The sequence below is a fragment of the Candidatus Flexicrinis affinis genome (assembly GCA_016716525.1).
In the GTDB taxonomy this organism is placed as follows: Bacteria; Chloroflexota; Anaerolineae; order Aggregatilineales; family Phototrophicaceae; genus Flexicrinis; species Flexicrinis affinis.
Genome location: JADJWE010000002.1, coordinates 246,168 through 262,254, shown reverse-complemented (window position 1 = coordinate 262,254; position 16,087 = coordinate 246,168). Strand labels below are relative to the sequence as shown.

The 16,087-nt window shown below is 59.4% G+C and carries 11 protein-coding genes and 1 pseudogene; 1 reads left to right on the top strand and 11 read right to left on the bottom strand.

Going from position 1 to position 16,087, the window contains the following annotated elements; genetic code table 11:
• Window positions 1-5 precede the first annotated feature (5 nt).
• The 11 genes and pseudogenes from IPM16_10300 to IPM16_10250 all read right to left on the bottom strand — a co-directional run bounded on the left by IPM16_10300 (window position 6) and on the right by IPM16_10250 (window position 14,743).
• Entirely contained in the window at window positions 6-1,535 is a 1,530-nt protein-coding gene (locus IPM16_10300) for a sugar ABC transporter ATP-binding protein (protein MBK9123491.1), read from the bottom strand.
• On the bottom strand, window positions 1,532-2,713 hold the full coding sequence (locus IPM16_10295) for an ABC transporter permease (GenBank protein MBK9123490.1): 1,182 nt from the start codon (window positions 2,711-2,713) through the stop codon (window positions 1,532-1,534). Before IPM16_10295 ends, IPM16_10300 begins: the two co-directional genes overlap by 4 nt.
• 98 nt (window positions 2,714-2,811) lie before the next feature.
• Window positions 2,812-3,849 carry a sugar ABC transporter substrate-binding protein gene (locus IPM16_10290; GenBank protein ID MBK9123489.1) on the bottom strand — a complete coding sequence of 346 codons (1,038 nt, stop codon included), beginning with the start codon at window positions 3,847-3,849 and terminating at the stop codon, window positions 2,812-2,814.
• A 148-nt stretch (window positions 3,850-3,997) separates the two neighbouring features.
• Window positions 3,998-4,681, bottom strand: coding sequence for a GntR family transcriptional regulator (locus IPM16_10285; protein ID MBK9123488.1), 684 nt, complete (start codon window positions 4,679-4,681; stop codon window positions 3,998-4,000).
• A 437-nt stretch (window positions 4,682-5,118) separates the two neighbouring features.
• On the bottom strand, window positions 5,119-5,835 hold the full coding sequence (locus IPM16_10280) for a M48 family metallopeptidase (protein ID MBK9123487.1): 717 nt from the start codon (window positions 5,833-5,835) through the stop codon (window positions 5,119-5,121).
• On the bottom strand, window positions 5,832-9,080 hold the full coding sequence (locus IPM16_10275; GenBank protein ID MBK9123486.1) for a type I restriction endonuclease subunit R: 3,249 nt from the start codon (window positions 9,078-9,080) through the stop codon (window positions 5,832-5,834). The genes IPM16_10280 and IPM16_10275 overlap by 4 nt, the downstream gene beginning before the upstream one ends.
• Before the next feature lie 78 nt (window positions 9,081-9,158).
• The gene (locus IPM16_10270; GenBank protein MBK9123485.1) at window positions 9,159-10,088 is read right to left on the bottom strand and encodes a DUF91 domain-containing protein; all 930 of its coding nucleotides are present in this window, start codon (window positions 10,086-10,088) and stop codon (window positions 9,159-9,161) included.
• Between the two features lie 8 nt (window positions 10,089-10,096).
• Complete coding sequence (locus tag IPM16_10265) at window positions 10,097-10,648, bottom strand: hypothetical protein (protein ID MBK9123484.1); 552 nt, start codon at window positions 10,646-10,648, stop codon at window positions 10,097-10,099.
• A 53-nt stretch (window positions 10,649-10,701) separates the two neighbouring features.
• Complete coding sequence (locus IPM16_10260) at window positions 10,702-12,018, bottom strand: hypothetical protein (protein MBK9123483.1); 1,317 nt, start codon at window positions 12,016-12,018, stop codon at window positions 10,702-10,704.
• Window positions 12,015-13,226: a restriction endonuclease subunit S gene (locus tag IPM16_10255; protein ID MBK9123482.1), complete on the bottom strand. Its 1,212-nt coding sequence runs from the start codon at window positions 13,224-13,226 to the stop codon at window positions 12,015-12,017. The genes IPM16_10260 and IPM16_10255 overlap by 4 nt, the downstream gene beginning before the upstream one ends.
• Window positions 13,219-14,743: pseudogene (locus tag IPM16_10250) on the bottom strand (type I restriction-modification system subunit M). Before IPM16_10250 ends, IPM16_10255 begins: the two are co-directional and overlap by 8 nt.
• 489 nt (window positions 14,744-15,232) lie before the next feature.
• On the opposite strand from IPM16_10250, the gene IPM16_10245 reads away from it, so the two are divergent.
• The gene (locus tag IPM16_10245) at window positions 15,233-15,451 is read left to right on the top strand and encodes a hypothetical protein (protein MBK9123481.1); all 219 of its coding nucleotides are present in this window, start codon (window positions 15,233-15,235) and stop codon (window positions 15,449-15,451) included.
• Window positions 15,452-16,087 lie beyond the last annotated feature (636 nt).

The window sequence follows — 16,087 nt, the reverse complement described above, 5'->3', positions numbered from 1 at the left end:
TTATCTCACTCTTTTGCGCCATCGGCGACAAGATCGTTTTCGCGGAAGGCGGCGCGCAGAATGCGCTCTTCGTCAAACTGGCCTCGGGCAAATTCGCCCAACAGCTCACCGCGGCTCATCACCAGAATACGGTCGCACATGCCCATCAGCTCATCCAGCTCGGACGAGATGATGAGTACGCCGCTGCCTTCCGCGGCCAAACGGTCGATGATGGTGTAGATTTCGAATTTGGCTCCGACGTCAATGCCGCGCGTTGGCTCGTCCATAATGAAGATCGATGGGCGTGAAATGAGCCACTTTGCGATCACGACTTTCTGCTGGTTGCCGCCGCTAAGGGCCTTGGCCGTTTGTCGGCGGATGTCGCCGCTCTTGAGCTGAAGGATCGCTGCCGTCTCGCGTGCCGATTCGTACATCTGTCGCTGGTCGATGATGCTGACGAACGTGCGGGCGAACTCGGGCAGCGACACGAGGCTGATGTTATTCGCGATATCGATGCTCATCAGCAGCCCTTCTTCACGCCGGTTCTCGGTCACGAAGGCGATGTTGTTGCGAATGCTGCTGCGCGGCGAAGGCTTGCGGACCGGTTCTCCCTCGACCCGGATCGCGCCACCTTCGAACGGGTCGACGCCGAAGATCATACGCGCGAGCTCAGTACGTCCCGAACCCATGAGGCCAAACAGGCCGAGTACTTCGCCGCTGTGAAGCGTGAACGAAATGTCCTCGACGATGCCGTTGGCCGAGACATGCTCAACTTCGAGGAGCGGACTGGTGCCCGGACTGGCCGTGCGCGGCGGGAAGAGCTGTTCGATGCTGCGCCCGACCATTTGCGAAATCATGCGCTGGATGGTGTACTGAGCCGCCGGCTCATAGCCGACCAGTTCGCCATCACGCATGATGGCGATTTGATCGCTCAGCTCCAGGACATCGCCGAGGATGTGCGAGATGTAGATGATCCCTTTGCCTTGCTCCCGAAGCTGCCGCATGATGCGGAACAGGCGCTCGGTTTCGCGGGCGGTAAGCGACGTCGTTGGCTCATCGAAGATGATGAGTGAGGCATCCTGATAGAGCGCCTTCGCGATTTCCACCAACTGGCGTTCACCGGGAGAAATGCGCTCCACGGACGTGTCGGGCGAGATGTCCAGGCCAACCGAGGCCAGCAGTTCGCGCGTCAACGCGCGGATTTTGGACCGGTCGATCGAGCCTCCAAAGCCGTTGCGCGGGAAGTTGCTGATGAAGATGTTTTCCGCGATGCTCAGATTGGTGAACAGGTTGAGTTCCTGATGGATGAACGCGATGCCAGCGCGTTGGGCATCGGACGGCGTGCGCGGCGCGAACGGCTGCCCGTTAAGCGTCATCGTTCCACTGTCCGGCAGGACGACGCCGCCGATCAGGTTCATCAGGGTCGACTTTCCTGCGCCGTTTTGGCCGATCAGACCCAGGATCTGGCCTTGCTGAACGCTTAGGGTCACGCCCTTGACGGCGGCGATCCCGAAGAACGCTTTGGTCATGTTGGAGACTTCGAGTAGCGCGCTCATGTGCGGAGCTCCCGATTGATGAGGCGGGTGCGGGTGATGTCGGTCAAGGCAGCGAGCAGGATAATCGCGCCTTTCACCGCATCAATAATGAAGGGGGACAGGCGCATGGCGTTGAGAATGTTGAGCAGCAGGACAAAAAAGGCTACGCCAAAAAACGTCCCGCGGACCGATCCCTTGCCGCCGAACAGGCTTGTCCCGCCGATCACCGCCGCTCCGATGATGTCCAGCAGCAGGTTGCCGCCACCGAGCGAAGGCTGTCCGATACCGAGCCGCGCAGAGTAAAGGATCGAGGCGACCGCTGCGCAGAAGCCGCTGAACATATACACGCGTGTGATCACGCTGCGACTGGGTACGCCGGAGACCTCGCTGGCACGACGGTTGGTGCCGATCGAGTACATGCGACGGCCAAAGACCGTTCGTGATAGCAGGAACTGGGCCGCAATCGCCAGTCCTGCCGAGATGATGAACGGGTAGGTGATGAACGGCAGAATATCTCGTCGTGCGATCTCTGGCGTGAGTTTGGGTCCGATGTAGACTGAGAAAATATCACCTTTGCCGAGCGTGAAGAACGCTTCCGGTAAACCGGAGATGTTGCGTGACTGGGTCAGCCAGAGGGCCAACGCGCTGAAGAACGTCGCCGAGACCAAGGTGACCATGAACGGCGCGAGGTTAAAGCGGGTGATGGCATATCCGTTCAGAAAACCGATCAGCGTGCCGAGGAGCAGCATTACGGCCACGCCGATCGGGACCGCGAGATCGCTGCCAGCGAGGATGCCGCCTTCGGGTCGCATCAGCGTGCCCCAAAGCGGGCTCTTGTCGAAAAACGCCGGATCGAGCGTTTGTGCCATCACGATCGCCCCGACCACGCTGGTGATGCCCATCGTCGCGCCAACGGACAGGTCGATACCGCCGAGGATGAGTACAAAGGTTTGCCCGATGGCGACCGCCAGCAGCGGCCACATGTTCTGCAGCTGATTGGCGATGTTGCCGGGCGTGCTCAGTGTCGGATAAAACACCGCAGCCGTGATAAAGAAGATCAAAGTCAGGTATAGGACAAAGTAATCGGAAAGAAGTACGCCTTGGAGCAGTCGACTGACCGGCGAACCTTTGGGCTGGCGCTTGTCCTGACGCCGGGTCAGCGACGGATGGGGGGCGGCTCTATCGTTTGATGCGGACACGGAACATCCTTTTGCAATGGTTGGCCTGCGGCGGCGGAGTGCGGTCAGAAGTGAACGCAAGGGCGAGCCCGTTCAGGCTCGCCCTTCCGCACGCGAACTTACTGATCGAGGAAGCCCTCGTCATAGAGCACGCAGCCCCACATGTCGCTGCGCTGGAATTGAATGTTGCCGGCGGTCAGCGCAAAACCCGGATCGAGCAGCACTTCGTTCGGCTGGGTCTCACCATCGGCGATCGCCTGCAGCAGGCGGTCCATGGTCAGTTCGGCTTCAAGGAACAGGTTCTGTACGCCGGTGGCGTCCACGAAGCCCTGATCGATCAGCATGCACGCAGTCGCGTCGCCATCGAGGCCGGCCATCAGAACGTGCCCCGCCGTACCCATCGGCTGCCACATGCCGCGCGGCTCAAGGACCGAGCGGATCGTCGGGAACAGGAAGTCAGACGATGTAAAGATGAAGTCGACACCGGGGTTGGCCGTAATCGCGGCTTCGAGGTTCGCCAGCGCGGTCGCGGCGTCCCACTCGGTCGCAACTTCGATCGGCGCGTTGAACAGGCCGGGGTAGCGTTCGTTGTAACGGTTGATGACATTGAAGAAACCATCACGACGGCCGATCGCGTTGGTGTCCTGCAGGGCACCGACAAGGATCAGCGGGGTGACTGCTTCGCCGGTAATCTCGAACTGGCGGAGCGCCTTCTGAGCGATGAATTCGACGGCCTGTTCGGTGGCGCTGACGTTGTCGGCCACGACCGTGATACCACGCGACCGGTCATTGGGCGGCCGGTTGAAGACGGCGATGGGGACATCCGAAGCCTGTGCTTCGTTGATGATGGTCACCGCGCTGTCACCATCCTGCGGGATGATGATGATGCCGTCGACGCCCTGAGCGATGCACTCGCGGATCTGCTCGAGCTGGCGGTTAGGGTCCTCGTTGGCGTTGTACTCAAGGACTTCGATGCCCTGATCACGCAGGGTCTGCGTGATGGCGCGGTGTCCGGCGACCCAAAACTCGGTCTCAAGGTCTTGGAAACCGAAGCAGATCGTGATGTCCGCCTGTGCGCTTGCCACAGTGAACGTGAGCGGAAGGACGATGAGTGCTACCAGTAAAACGGCGAGGATCTTGCGGCCAACGTGATTCATTTTCAAGCTCCCTTATAGACATGTACAAAAGACGTGATAGGTGCGGTGCGTCGTATCGATCTGATCTGCTTCCCCCTTTCAAAGCGCATCGCGGAATGACTGCGTCATCGTTCGAGGCGAACGTTGAAGCCGGTAGTGGCGGCTGGCATTAGCTGGAGCCGGCCTGGATTCGGCCAAGGGCGAGTACACACTCGTCTTCGACTCGCTTGTTGATGCGCCGGTTTTCGTGCGCGATCTGCGCCAGGTTGCGGGCGATGTAGGCATCTAGTATTCGCCGGTGATCCTCTATCGCCAGATATTCGTCGTAGTCCCCAATCCCTTCTGCACGCAGATAAAGGACGGCGGCAATCTGTGCGACGATTTCCTGCCAGTTGCGCATAAGATGCGGGTGCTCGCTGCGCGTGACGAGATACCGGTGGAACTCCATATCGGTCGAGCGGACTTCTCTGAAGTTGTTCTGCTCAATGAGGCGCCGCTGCCGTTCGATCAGATCGTTCAGGTGGGCATGGTCATTGGCGTCGAGCTTGTCAACGATGAGTTCGGCGGCGAAGTTTTCAAGCGCGACACGCATTGAAAACAGCGCGCGGATGTCGTCTGCGGTGAATGCCCTCACGTAGCAGCCGTAATTTGGAATCGAGATGACGAGTGATTCGCGTTCGAGGATGATCAGCGCCTCGCGAACTGGCGTGCGACTCACGCCGAACTGCTCGGTGAGCGTGGCTTCCACGATGTGATCGCCAGGCTTAAGCCGCCCCTCGATGATCGCGATGCGAATCTGTTCGGCAACCTGATCACGAAGGCTGATTGCGCGGATTTGAGAAAATACGGGCATGAATCGTGTTCTCGCAACGAAAACCAACAGGCGACTTCTACATACTATATATTGTCGGATTGTATACAATGTGGAATTTACGTGTCAACATTGTGAAGTTGTGCACAAGAAGCGGCGCGCTTTACGCATAGATTTGACGGTGAAGATGGTCATCGGGCAGGGCATACAGCCCAAAATGCGTCTCGGAGGAAAGCGTAGAAGAGACGTGTGTGACCACACGCCACCCGACTCGACGCGTTTGGAGACGAACGCCTGGCAGACACAAGCGAGTTACATGACTACCACTGGCAATCGAAGACCACGGAAGTCGACAAACTGGCGCTGGAGCTCACGATGTGCTTGGGTAACCACCCCGTAGTTGCTACCAGTCAAAAGTGGAGTCTGGCGTGGCCGATGCGGCGTACTGAATGCAACGCAAGCCTGCTTAGTGAATCAACTCAACTGAACTCATGAGCGTTCAGTACAATGCGACGATCGCGCCAGTCGGGCATGACGTGGTCGAGCAGGCTGTAGAACCGCTTCGTGTGATTGTGCTCGATGAGATGGCACAGCTCGTGGGCGATCACATAGTCAATCGACGACTTCGAGACCTGCATCAACTTGAGGTTGAGCGTGATGGTTCCCGCTTCGGTACACGTACCCCAGCTTGACTTCAATTCGCGTATGCGGAGCGAGTACTCCGACAGATTCTGTCGTTCGAACCGCGGGAGAATGACCGCGAACCGCTCATCGAACACGCGTCGGGCCTGCTTCAAGTACCAGTCATCGACCAGCGACTTGATCCGGATCGTGTCGGTGCGGTCGGCGACCCACACGAACAGGTAGCCGCGATCTAACTTGACGCCTTCATCGCCCTCAGTTGTGACGACCTTGAGCCGATACTGCCGCCCGAGGTAGCGGTGCGTTTCACCGCTGACGTATTCGCGCGGGGGAGTGTGCGGCAGGTACAGCTCTAGCTCTCGCTGCTGGCGGAGTATCCATTTGGCGCGCCTGCGCACGATTGAAGCGATCTTGTCGAGGGTAGCGTCAACCGGCGCGGTGACCGTCACGTGCAGGTCGGGATGCACGCTGATCTTCAGCGTCCGCCGTTCCGCGAACGAGAGATCATATTCAATCGAGGTATCACCGTACTGGATGGAGTGTGTCGCCATCATGCCATTGCGTCGCGGGCCTTCGCGACTTCCATCACCTGCTCGATGAGCACGTTTAACTGACCGCCGTCCAGCTTCAGCCCGTGGGACCGTTCGGCGCTGTACAGCAGATCGTCGATCTCCTGCTGGATCCTCTTCTGCACGTCGAGGTTCGTGGTCCAGTCACGGACACGTTTCGAGGCGATCATCTTGTCGACTTGGATCGCGATGTCCGCCGCGACGTCATCCGCAATGCCCTGCTCGCTGAGGGCCTGGCGCAGGACGCCGAAGTACGCCGAGGCGTGCTTGTAGCCGCCGAGGATGGCAGGCACGGCGCTGTCATGGCCTTTCTGCATCTGGTGGAGCAGCTTGCCCGCTTCGTCTAAGTATCCCAGTTCGCTCAGGCGACCTTCCTTATAGGCGCGGATCGTCTCTTCGACCAGTTCCGCGAAGCGGCGATAGAACGCCGGGTCTTCATCCATCCGTTCGGTGATCGTCCGCTTCATGCGGTTGAGGATCGTGTCGGCTTTCGCGGTCGGCGTGCCGAGGCGCTCGACCTCGGCTTCGAACTGCTCCACGTCGAAGATGTCGACCAACTTGCTGATGATGCTGGTGCCGGTCGCCTTGACATGCGCATCCATCAGCTTGCGCACCTTGTCTTCGTACTCGCGGTAGTCGATCGCCTCCGCATACCGCAGCCTGACGGCCTGCCGGAGCTGGTGGAAGAAGCGCAGGTCGTTCTTGTACAGGTTGACGCGATCTTCGGGCGTGTCGATATAGAACTGCGTGGTCGAGAGCGCGACGCGGAGCGCGCGGGCGTAGTCGGTCAGCGCCTCGTAGAAACGCTCGCGGACGTCCTCCGGTTCGAGGAAGCGCTGCATCGCCTCGGTGTCTTTCGTGTTGGGCACGGACTGGAAGATCGCCCACAGGTCGGAGTGCAGCTGCGGCAGCTTCCTGATCTCCTCGCTGACGTCGGCGAACGTGCCTTCGATGTCCTCGGTATCGAACCCGGCGAGCGCGTCGTAGATGTCCATCGCCTCGTTGAGCTCGCCGAGCACGCCACGATAGTCGATGATGTAGCCGAAGTCCTTACCCTCGGCGAGCCGGTTGACGCGGGCGATCGCTTGCAGCAACGTGTGCTCTTTGAGCGGCTTGTCGAGGTAGAGGACGGTGTTGCGCGGCTCATCGAAGCCGGTCAGCAGCTTGTCGACCACGACCAGGATTTCGATGCCGTCCTCCTGCGAGAACTTCTCGATGATCTCGCGGTTGTACGCCTCTTCGGTGCCGTACTGCGCCATCATCTTCTTCCAGAATGCCTGGATTTCCGGTTGGTTGAAGTCATCGATTTCTTCATGCCCCTCGCGCGTGTCAGGGGGCGAAACCACGAGCTCAGCCTTAATGCCAGCATCCGTAAGGTAGCGGAGATACTTCAAACCGATCCGTTTCGACTGACACGCGAGCATTGCCTTGAAACCAGTTCCACGGTGATTTTCAATGTAGTGATCGCGAACGTTCCAGGCAATCTCTTTGAGCCGTTGCTCCGTCGCATTGACCGCCTCGCTGCGGCTCATCTTGCGCTTGAGATCGGTGCGCTGCTCATCGGTGAGCTTGGCCGTCTCGCGTTCGAACCATTTCTCGAGCTGATCCTTGTCGACGTCCTGATCGACGATGCGGCCTTCGTACAGCAGCGGGACGACCGCCTGATCGACCACTGCCTGTCGCATCGGATACTTGTGGATGAAGCTGCCGAACCGGGCCGCCGTCGACTTCTCCGCCTTGGTGAGCGGCGTGCCGGTGAACCCGATATAGCACGCATTCGGGAACACCTGCGACATCTTAGCGTGCATCGATCCGTATTGGCTGCGATGGCTTTCGTCGACGAGGACGAATACGTTGTGCCCCTCATCGAGCACATGATCGCGCGCCGCCTGATCGAACTTGTTGATGACCGTCGTGATGACATCGCCGCGCTTCTCGCCATCGCGGAGCGTGCCGGTGACCAGACGCACGAGATGCCTGCCGTCGTTGGCCTGCACGACCGACTTGCCGCAGGCGTGGAACGTGCCGTAGATTTGCGTGTCCAGATCGACGCGGTCGGTGACCAGCACGACGCGCGGATTGCTGATGGCTGGGTGCAGCGCCAGACCCTTCGCCAGCATGACCATCGTCAGCGATTTGCCGCTGCCGGTGGTGTGCCAGATGACGCCGCCGGTGCGCGTGCCCTGCGGGTTGAGCTGCGCGACGCGCTCGATGGTCGCCTTGATGGCGAAGTACTGCTGATAGCGCGCGATCTTCTTGACGCCGCCGTCGAACACGATGAATCGGTACGCCAGCTCCAGCAGGCGCTCCGGCCGGAGCAGCGCGTAGATCAGCCGGTCCTGCGCGGTCGGGAGCCGTTTGCCGAGCGCCGCGAAGTGCTGGTGATACACGTGCGGAGAATTGCGCCAATTGTACAGCTTGCTGGCGACATTCGGGGCGACGGGCCGGTTGATCAGGTCGTGAATGACCGGGTCGAGGTCGGCTTCCTCGCGCCAGAGCGACCAGAACTTCTTGGGTGTGCCGGTGGTGGCATAGAACGCCTCGTTGGGCTGAAGCGCCATGAGCAGCTGCGAATACGCGAACAGGTGCGGGATCTGATCCTCGCCCTGATTGCGGATCATCTGGCTGATCGCCTCGGCGATGGGCTTGTTGAGGTGGGCCGGTTCGTCCTCGCCGACCACGCTGGGATCGCGCAGCTCGGCCTGACCGTCGAGATCGGCGCGCTTGCACTCGATCACCACCAGCGGAATGCCGTTGACGAACAGCACGATGTCTGGGCGGCGCTTCTCGTGGCTGCCGCGCCGTTCGACGCTGAACTCGTCGGTGACGTGATAGACGTTGTTCTCCGGGTGCTTCCAGTCGATATAGTGCAGCGACGGGCTGAACGTGTCGCCGTCGATCGTCTCGCTGAGCGACGTGCCCAGCGTGAGCAGCTCATACAGCGAGGCGTTGGTGAGCAGCAGGCTGGGTTTCTCTTCGGTGAGCAGCTTGCGCAGCGCCTCCTGAATGCTGCGGTCGCTGAAGGCGTACTCCGTCCCCTTGCGTGTGAACCGGTTATGTTCACGCAGCCACGGTTCCAGTACCCCGGTCAGGACGACGTTGCGCTCTTTACCTTCGCGCAGCTCCAGCGCCTCGGGCTGGGACAGGTACGTCCAGCCCATCTGGATGAGCAGTTGCAGGGCGGGGAGCTGCGAGTTGACCAGTTCCTTGAACGCATCGGATTGAGACATCGGCAAGTTCTCTGTGACTGGATCGGTTGATTGGGTGACGCGCCGGAACATAGTTCCGATTCTATCAGGTTGGTTCGCCTAACTGATTTCGTAGCTCTTGAGGATGAGCGGCTTGGCGCGTTCGAGGCCGGCTGCATCATAGATGCGCACTTCCAGATCGCCGCTGTATTCCCCCGTGCCGCGCACGTCCTTCGTGAACCCGTCTTCAAGCTCGACCGTGTCGGGATTGACCTTAAGCATCAGCACAAGCCGGTGGTCACGCGGATGAACGATGACACACAGGAAATTCCGTAGCCGCCGATACGCGTGATACTCCTGCTTCTCACGCAGTTGAACTTCGTCTCCGAGAGACATCGCGAAGTCGCGGAGCTGTTGATACAGGTCTTTGAGGGTGTCGGGTGACTGTTCGAGGTAATCGGAAACGGTCTTCTTGCGGGCTGCATTGTTGCCGGAAGAGTTCACCGTTGGAGAGGGTTGAGCCGTGACTTGGCGCGTCGACAGGGTCGTAATCGCGTTGACCAGCTCCAGCAGCAGATGCGTAGCGCCATAGCGCCGGTAGCGGATCAGCTCGATGTTGCGGCCGATCTGAAGGACGGCGTGCTCATCGTAGCGCGTGAAGTCTCCGGCGATGCACAGCAGGCGCGGGCTGCTCCAGTCGATGCCGGCGGCCGCGTCACCGCCGAGGCGGCCCGCGACCACCTTTTCGAACTCCGCCTTGTGATCGAGCAGCCAATCGAGATAGAAAAGCCCTTGATTGATGACGTTCTCGTTGAGCGCGCGCTTGTACTCGATGATGACCGGGAAGCCGTTCTCATCGAGGCCGAGCGTGTCGATGCGCCCGCCGTGCGTCTTGCCGGTGATGTACTCCGACGCGACGAAGCGGATGCCGAGAAACGTCTCCAGATGAGTCTCGATCAGCGTTTGCAGCGACTTCTCGACCGCGACCGGGCTGCCCTGCAATTCGCGTACGGTTCCGCCTGTCAGGTCGAACAGCTTGATGTCACCCATGTTGTTCCCTATCGGACCTCCAACCGTTCGAGTGCGGAGGCGGCCAGCTTACGGACAAACGCTTCAAGGCGCTCTACAGGCAGGCGTAAATGGAAGCCGCCGGGCCGCTCTGGATCATCGTCATCCTTGAATTCGACATGTGTGATGTGCCCAGACTCTTCGCGCTTTGGGTCACTGAACCGAGCATGAGCGATGGTATTGCGCAGCTGACGTACCAAGTTACGCATGGTGAGCTGATCGACTGTAATGGCGAACTCGGTCCGCGGTCTCTTGTTATTCAGTTTGTATTCGGGGCTTATTAAATCCTCGGGATCCAAACCCCACTCCTTATGCACATCAACGAACAGATCGCTTGTGAGCCAACCCTCAAATCGACTTTCATGATTGTCTCCTGCAAGTTGCTGCGGATACACCAGCAGCCCCAATAGGCAGTTGAGCAGCAGCGTGACTTCGTACTGGTTTTCGGGCGGCGGCACGGCGCGCGCGAGTTTCTCGTACTGGTCGATGATCTCCAGCGTACGCTTGATGAAATCGCGCTCTATGGTGCTGTAGTTGGTCATCCTTCCGGCTCCGAATTCAAGTTTGCAGCTTCAAGGAAGATCGCATGTCGTGGTCAAGATTCTGGCGGTAAACATGGATTCTTAAACCAATTCTTCACTTGGCTCTTTGTCTTCCAGTCAAACTTTCTCGCAAGCGATGCCATCAGTCGAATCGAATTGTGTGCAAGAGTTCGTACGTCCTGAACGTCTTCATCTGATACTGGCTCCGAGATATCATGTCCGTGCAAAATCTGCCCTCTCAACCTGTAAAATTTCACAAACGTGCGTTCTGCCCAGTCAATAATCGCGGGCCAGCCCTGAACATCCGTGTCGGATTTGTTGCCGTCGCCCTTGAGCGTGCGAACGAAGTTCCCGCCGTACTCGACGAGGTTCCGGAATTGACTCTTGAGATCAGTCTCTTTGGTAGCAGATGTTGGCATCGCGACATTTATGCTTACAACATATCGGTAGACAGCATGGTATCTGGATGCAGCGAGCACGCCGCTATCGTAATGTTCCAGCGCTCTGGTGATCTGGCGTGAGACGGGATTAGCAGTCTGGGCAAAGTGGTGATTGATTTCTTCAAGTCCGTATAGCTGCTTGGCAATCTCAACATCCTTAGCGTTGATGTCATGAAAAAGAGCCAGTCGGCCAGTGTAGCCAGGACTCGCATCTGGTTTCTCTGGGTTGTGAAATACGACCGCGTATTGACGGCGGCCAAAATAGTTCACGTCAGTCGCGGGATTGACCCTTACTTCAAGGTTTCCGTTCGCTCTGGGGCGCCACATAGAAACGAAACGAAGAACAGCAAGCGCTTTTGAAGCCTCTTCGATGGCGCTACGTTCCTGGTTCTCATGATCTCCTGTAACCGGAATACGCAAGAAGCATGTCGCCTCTGGCTGTGGAAAGTCTTCCTTGAGACGAGTTATGTGTAGAACAAAAAGGGAATCCGGCTGGGCTGTACACAGGTGCGAATTGGCGAGCCGTAGCTCTGGCAGTCCGCGAAACGTGACGTTGTAGAGTGGCAACAGGGCCTCCCCGGCGTGTGCATAGTGAGCCAACGCGGTCCGGTAGACGCCTTCACAAATCTTCTTGAGGCTCTCTTTCGAGAACGGTTGCTCAAGGTTGTCACATATCCGCTTCTCAATCTCCCAATTGATCAGCTTTCGGCCAACCCGACCTTCGAACAACTCTTCAACCTTCGCAAGTAGATCGACCCATTCACTTCTCGGTGCAACGAGTAGCTTATGGTCTGCATCATACGTGTGCAGAAAACACAACTGCTGTAACTCACCCGAGGCTCGTTGCTTCGCTGACTCGCGAATTGACACGAGCTTTAGTGAGAACAGGAAGCGCCGAAGCGCTGTACTGAACTCCTGTTTTCGTGTCACACCTTCACCCGCACATCACCCGTGAGCAGCCGCTGCATCAACCCGCGCTTCTGTTCGCGGAGGCGGCTCAAATAGACTTCGCGACCTTGAATTGTTTCATCGACCGACTTTAGCAAGTTTGTGATCATCACCTGCTCATCGGGTCTAGGTAGTAGCACCTCTATCCTGAGGAAATCGGCAGGGTCAAGGCGAACTCTGCCGGTGGTGCCTCGACATAGATCAGTTGCCACCTTTTGAAACTTGCGATCAAAAAAGAGGTAGCCCATGTAGTCCGTAACCAAATAGTCGGATTCTGCTCGAAATAGTGGATATTCTGACGTGCAGAAAGCGCCGTCATATTCTTGCGGAACGACTCCAAACGCTGCCTTCGATACCCACATCTTGTTGTAAGTAATGTCATCAGTTCTGACCTGACTCAGGGACGCTGTAACGATATCACCGCCATCCCTAGTATCATGAATATGAACTCCAGCAACGTACCATCGGACACCTATCAATCGATAGGATCCGTCAGTTGAAGTTCGAGTTGGTCTTTGTACTTGAGCCAATGCTTCCCCCAACCGAACCTCCCGCCACGGCTCGGTGAACCCCGGAAAGCGCACCTCGCCGGTGAGCAGGCGCTGCATGAGCCCCTGTTTGCGGCGTTTCAGCGCGGCGATGAGCGCCTCGACCGTCCCGATCGCCTCGTCCCACGTGCTGAGGATCGCCGCGATCTTCCGCTGCTCGGGGAGGGGCGGGAGGGGGAGCTTCAGCGACTTCAGAATTGGCTGGCTAATTGTGAATTGGCCGCCAGTACTCCAGTTGATTTCGGCCAAGAGCCTGGACCGTACTAGCGGGCTGCTGAGAAGGTAGTAGAGGAACTTGGGCGAGTATGTCTTTGCAGCTCTCAGCCGAATAATGTTTTCATCAAAGGCCATCGGCACACTCCAATTGCCCACGAGTGCACACCGGCCAATGTATTGCGCACTGCCGTTAACGCGAACGAACAGCAGATCGCCGGGCTTCAGACGATATGTACTGAGCTCCTCATCGGTCATCTCATATTGGCTTATCTCATGGAGTGAAATCCGACCGCCGGTAATGTTGGCAATCCGAAGGACTATCGGGCCAAATTCTGACACGGTCTCGCGGCGACTGAAGCCGTTTTGAGCGAACTCAATGTGATCGCCAAACCGCTCGATTGTCCAGCCTGGCGGTACGCTACTCATCCAGCTCCAACTCCGCGAGGTAGCCCTGCATCCGCGCTTCGACGTCGGCCAGCGTGCCGCGCAGATCGCGGATCTCCGCGTTCACGGCGCGCATGTCCACCGGCGGCTCGGCCTCGAAGGTGTCGACATAGCGCGGTATGTTCAGGTTGTAGTCGTTGGCGGCGATCTCGTCGCGCGTGGCGACGTAGGCGTACTTCTCCACGAACTGGCGCGCGCGGTAGGTCTGCGCGATCTTCTGCCGGTCCTCGTCGCGCAGCACGTTCTGCGTCGTCCCCTGCTTGAACTCGCGGCTGGCGTCGATGAAGATCACGCGGTCGTCCGGCCGGCTGCGCCTGAAGAGCAAGATCGCGGCGGGGATGCCGGTGCCGTAGAACAGGTTCTCCGGCAGGCCGATCACGGCATCGAGGAGGTTCTCGTCGATCAGGGCTTGCCGGATGCGCCCCTCGGCGCCGCCGCGGAACAGCACGCCGTGCGGGACGATCACGCCGACGCGCCCGTTGTGCGTGGCGGGTCCGTAGGTCGATCTCGATCATGTGGGTGATGAAGGCGTAGTCGCCCTTGCTGGCCGGGGGCACGCCGCGGTGGAAGCGCCCGAAGCGGTCATGGGCGGCGGCATCCGCGCCCCACTTGTCCAGCGAGAACGGCGGATTGGCGACCACCACGTTGAAGCGCATCAGGTTCATGCCGTTCAGGTGCTGCGGGTCTTTGAGCGTGTCACCCCAGTGGACGTTGTCGCGCGTCACGTTGATGTTGTGCAGGAACATGTTCATCATGCACAGCGCCCACGTCGATCCGTTGACCTCCTGCGCATAGGCGGCGTAGTCGTCGCTGCCGGTGCGCCGGATGTGGTCGACGCACTTGATCAGCAGCGAGCCGGAGCCGCACGCCGGATCATAGATACGATCGTTGGGCTGCGGGTCGAGCAGGTCGGCCAGCAGGCTGCTCACCTCGGGCGGGGTATAGAACTCGCCGGCCTTCTTGCCTGCGCCGCTGGCGAACTTGCCGATCAGGTATTCGTAGGCGTTGCCGATGATGTCCAGCCCGTTGATGCGCGACGGGCGCATGTCTAGGCGCGGGTCGTTGAAGTCTTCGAGCAGGTTCTTGAGGCGGTCGTTGCGCTGCTTGGTGCGCCCCAGCGCGGCCTCGCTGTTGAAGTCGATGTTGCGGAACACGCCTTCGAGCTTGGACTTGTTGTCGTGCTCGATCGCCTCCAGCGCCTTGTTGATCTCCTCGCCGAGGTTGGCGTCGTTGCGCTTGTCGTACAGGGTGTAGAAGTCGGCGCCTTCCGGCAGCACGAAGCGCTCGCGGCTCATCTGCCGTTGGACACGCGTCTCGTCGCCGTCGTACTGCGCCATCTTCTGGGCGTAGGTGTCGCGCCACACGTCGCTGATGTACTTGAGGAACAGCATCACGAGGATGTAGTTCTTGTACTCGCTGGGGTCGATGGTGCCGCGGAAGGTATCGCACGCCTTCCACAGGATGGCGTTGATTTCGTCCTGGCTGATGCGGTCGTTCATGCGTGCTTTCTAGGCGGGTGCCGGTATACGTACCCGCCTATTTTATCGCATAACGACGTCTTTCGGGGGTTGAGGTCGAGGGCGATTCCCGGTCGACCGCAGGCACTCCGCCCTATTCCGCGCCGCATCAGCCACGTCGCATATGCCCGCCCCGTCCCGTGCATCTCCGGTGCAACGCGCCACGCAATGTAGCACGCCACCCCACCGGCGAAAGCCGCGGGCGGCTTCGACTCGGTGCGCGGCGCGGGCTGATGCCGCTGCGCTCAGCCGCGCACCGGTCGCCCTTCGGGTCGCCGGCGGGGCTGCCCCGGCGTGCTGGGGGTGGGGCGTTGTTGTGCCGAACTGCGACGGCATGGTGACGACGTTTATCTTCCGCACCAGCGACGCTCAGGCGGCCGCCGAGCTTGCGCATCATGTGGCACAGCGCGTCATCTGCCTGCCGGAAAGCGGGATATAATCGGGCCGAGGAATGAAAGAAAGTGCTGCGCGATGGAAACGATCAAGCTCACCACACACATCGATGAGACCGGAACACTGCGCCTTGAAGTGCCGACACACCTGGCCAATCATGCCGTTGAAGTGCTCGTTGTCTTGCATCCGATGACCAAGCAAGCGGTCGTCGAACGGGGGTGGCCCGCCCGCTACTTTGAAGCCATCGACGCGATCGATGCGGATGATATGGTTATTCGCCCCGATCAGGGTGTTTGAAGAACGCGAGACGATGGAATGACCTACCTGCTGGATACCAACGTGTGTATCCGCATTATCAATGGACGTTCAGCCATTGCGCGGCAGAACCTGCTGCGGCATGCCGGCTAGCCGATCCCGACACATCACTCGAACAGCCCTCGGTCAACCGGGGACTTTTTGATTCCAGGAGACACCACGCATGGCACGTGCAGTGCGATCTGCCGCTGCCCTGTGCGAGTAGGGTAGATGCGATCGTGGTGAACTATGGAGGCGCCGTCACGCTCTGCTGCGGTGACCGGTCGCCTGGCGTTTGTTGGTAAACCGGTAGGCCATGGGTGGCACGGCGGCCATGGCGCCGCTTGACGCGGCACCGCATCGCTGGCGCGATGCCACGCTCCCGCCGCAATGCAGCCGTCGTTGACAGGCGCATTGGAGGCTGCCGAGGTTCCCGTCAGCGAGGCTGGCGGATCGGCGGGATCGTAGCAAGCTAAAAGCTTGCCACCTCAGGCGCCGGTGGGGGCTGACGTGCGCCTCTACGTGGCGCACCCACATCGCGCCTTGCGGTGCGATGTGGCACGTGGGCGGGAGCGTCCCCGCCCAGCGAACGCACCTGCGTGCGTTCGAAGGTCGTGTGGCGCGAATCGGCGTATGATG

Excerpts from the sequence above, each read along its gene's own strand:
- IPM16_10300 (MBK9123491.1), bottom strand. The coding sequence starts at position 1,535 with ATGAGCGCGCTACTCGAAGTCTCCAACATGACCAAAGCGTTCTTCGGG.
- IPM16_10290 (MBK9123489.1), bottom strand. The coding sequence starts at position 3,849 with ATGAATCACGTTGGCCGCAAGATCCTCGCCGTTTTACTGGTAGCACTC.
- IPM16_10285 (MBK9123488.1), bottom strand. The coding sequence starts at position 4,681 with ATGCCCGTATTTTCTCAAATCCGCGCAATCAGCCTTCGTGATCAGGTT.
- IPM16_10280 (MBK9123487.1), bottom strand. The coding sequence starts at position 5,835 with ATGATGGCGACACACTCCATCCAGTACGGTGATACCTCGATTGAATAT.
- IPM16_10275 (MBK9123486.1), bottom strand. The coding sequence starts at position 9,080 with ATGTCTCAATCCGATGCGTTCAAGGAACTGGTCAACTCGCAGCTCCCC.
- IPM16_10270 (MBK9123485.1), bottom strand. The coding sequence starts at position 10,088 with ATGGGTGACATCAAGCTGTTCGACCTGACAGGCGGAACCGTACGCGAA.
- IPM16_10265 (MBK9123484.1), bottom strand. The coding sequence starts at position 10,648 with ATGACCAACTACAGCACCATAGAGCGCGATTTCATCAAGCGTACGCTG.
- IPM16_10255 (MBK9123482.1), bottom strand. The coding sequence starts at position 13,226 with ATGAGTAGCGTACCGCCAGGCTGGACAATCGAGCGGTTTGGCGATCAC.
- IPM16_10245 (MBK9123481.1), top strand. The coding sequence starts at position 15,233 with ATGGAAACGATCAAGCTCACCACACACATCGATGAGACCGGAACACTG.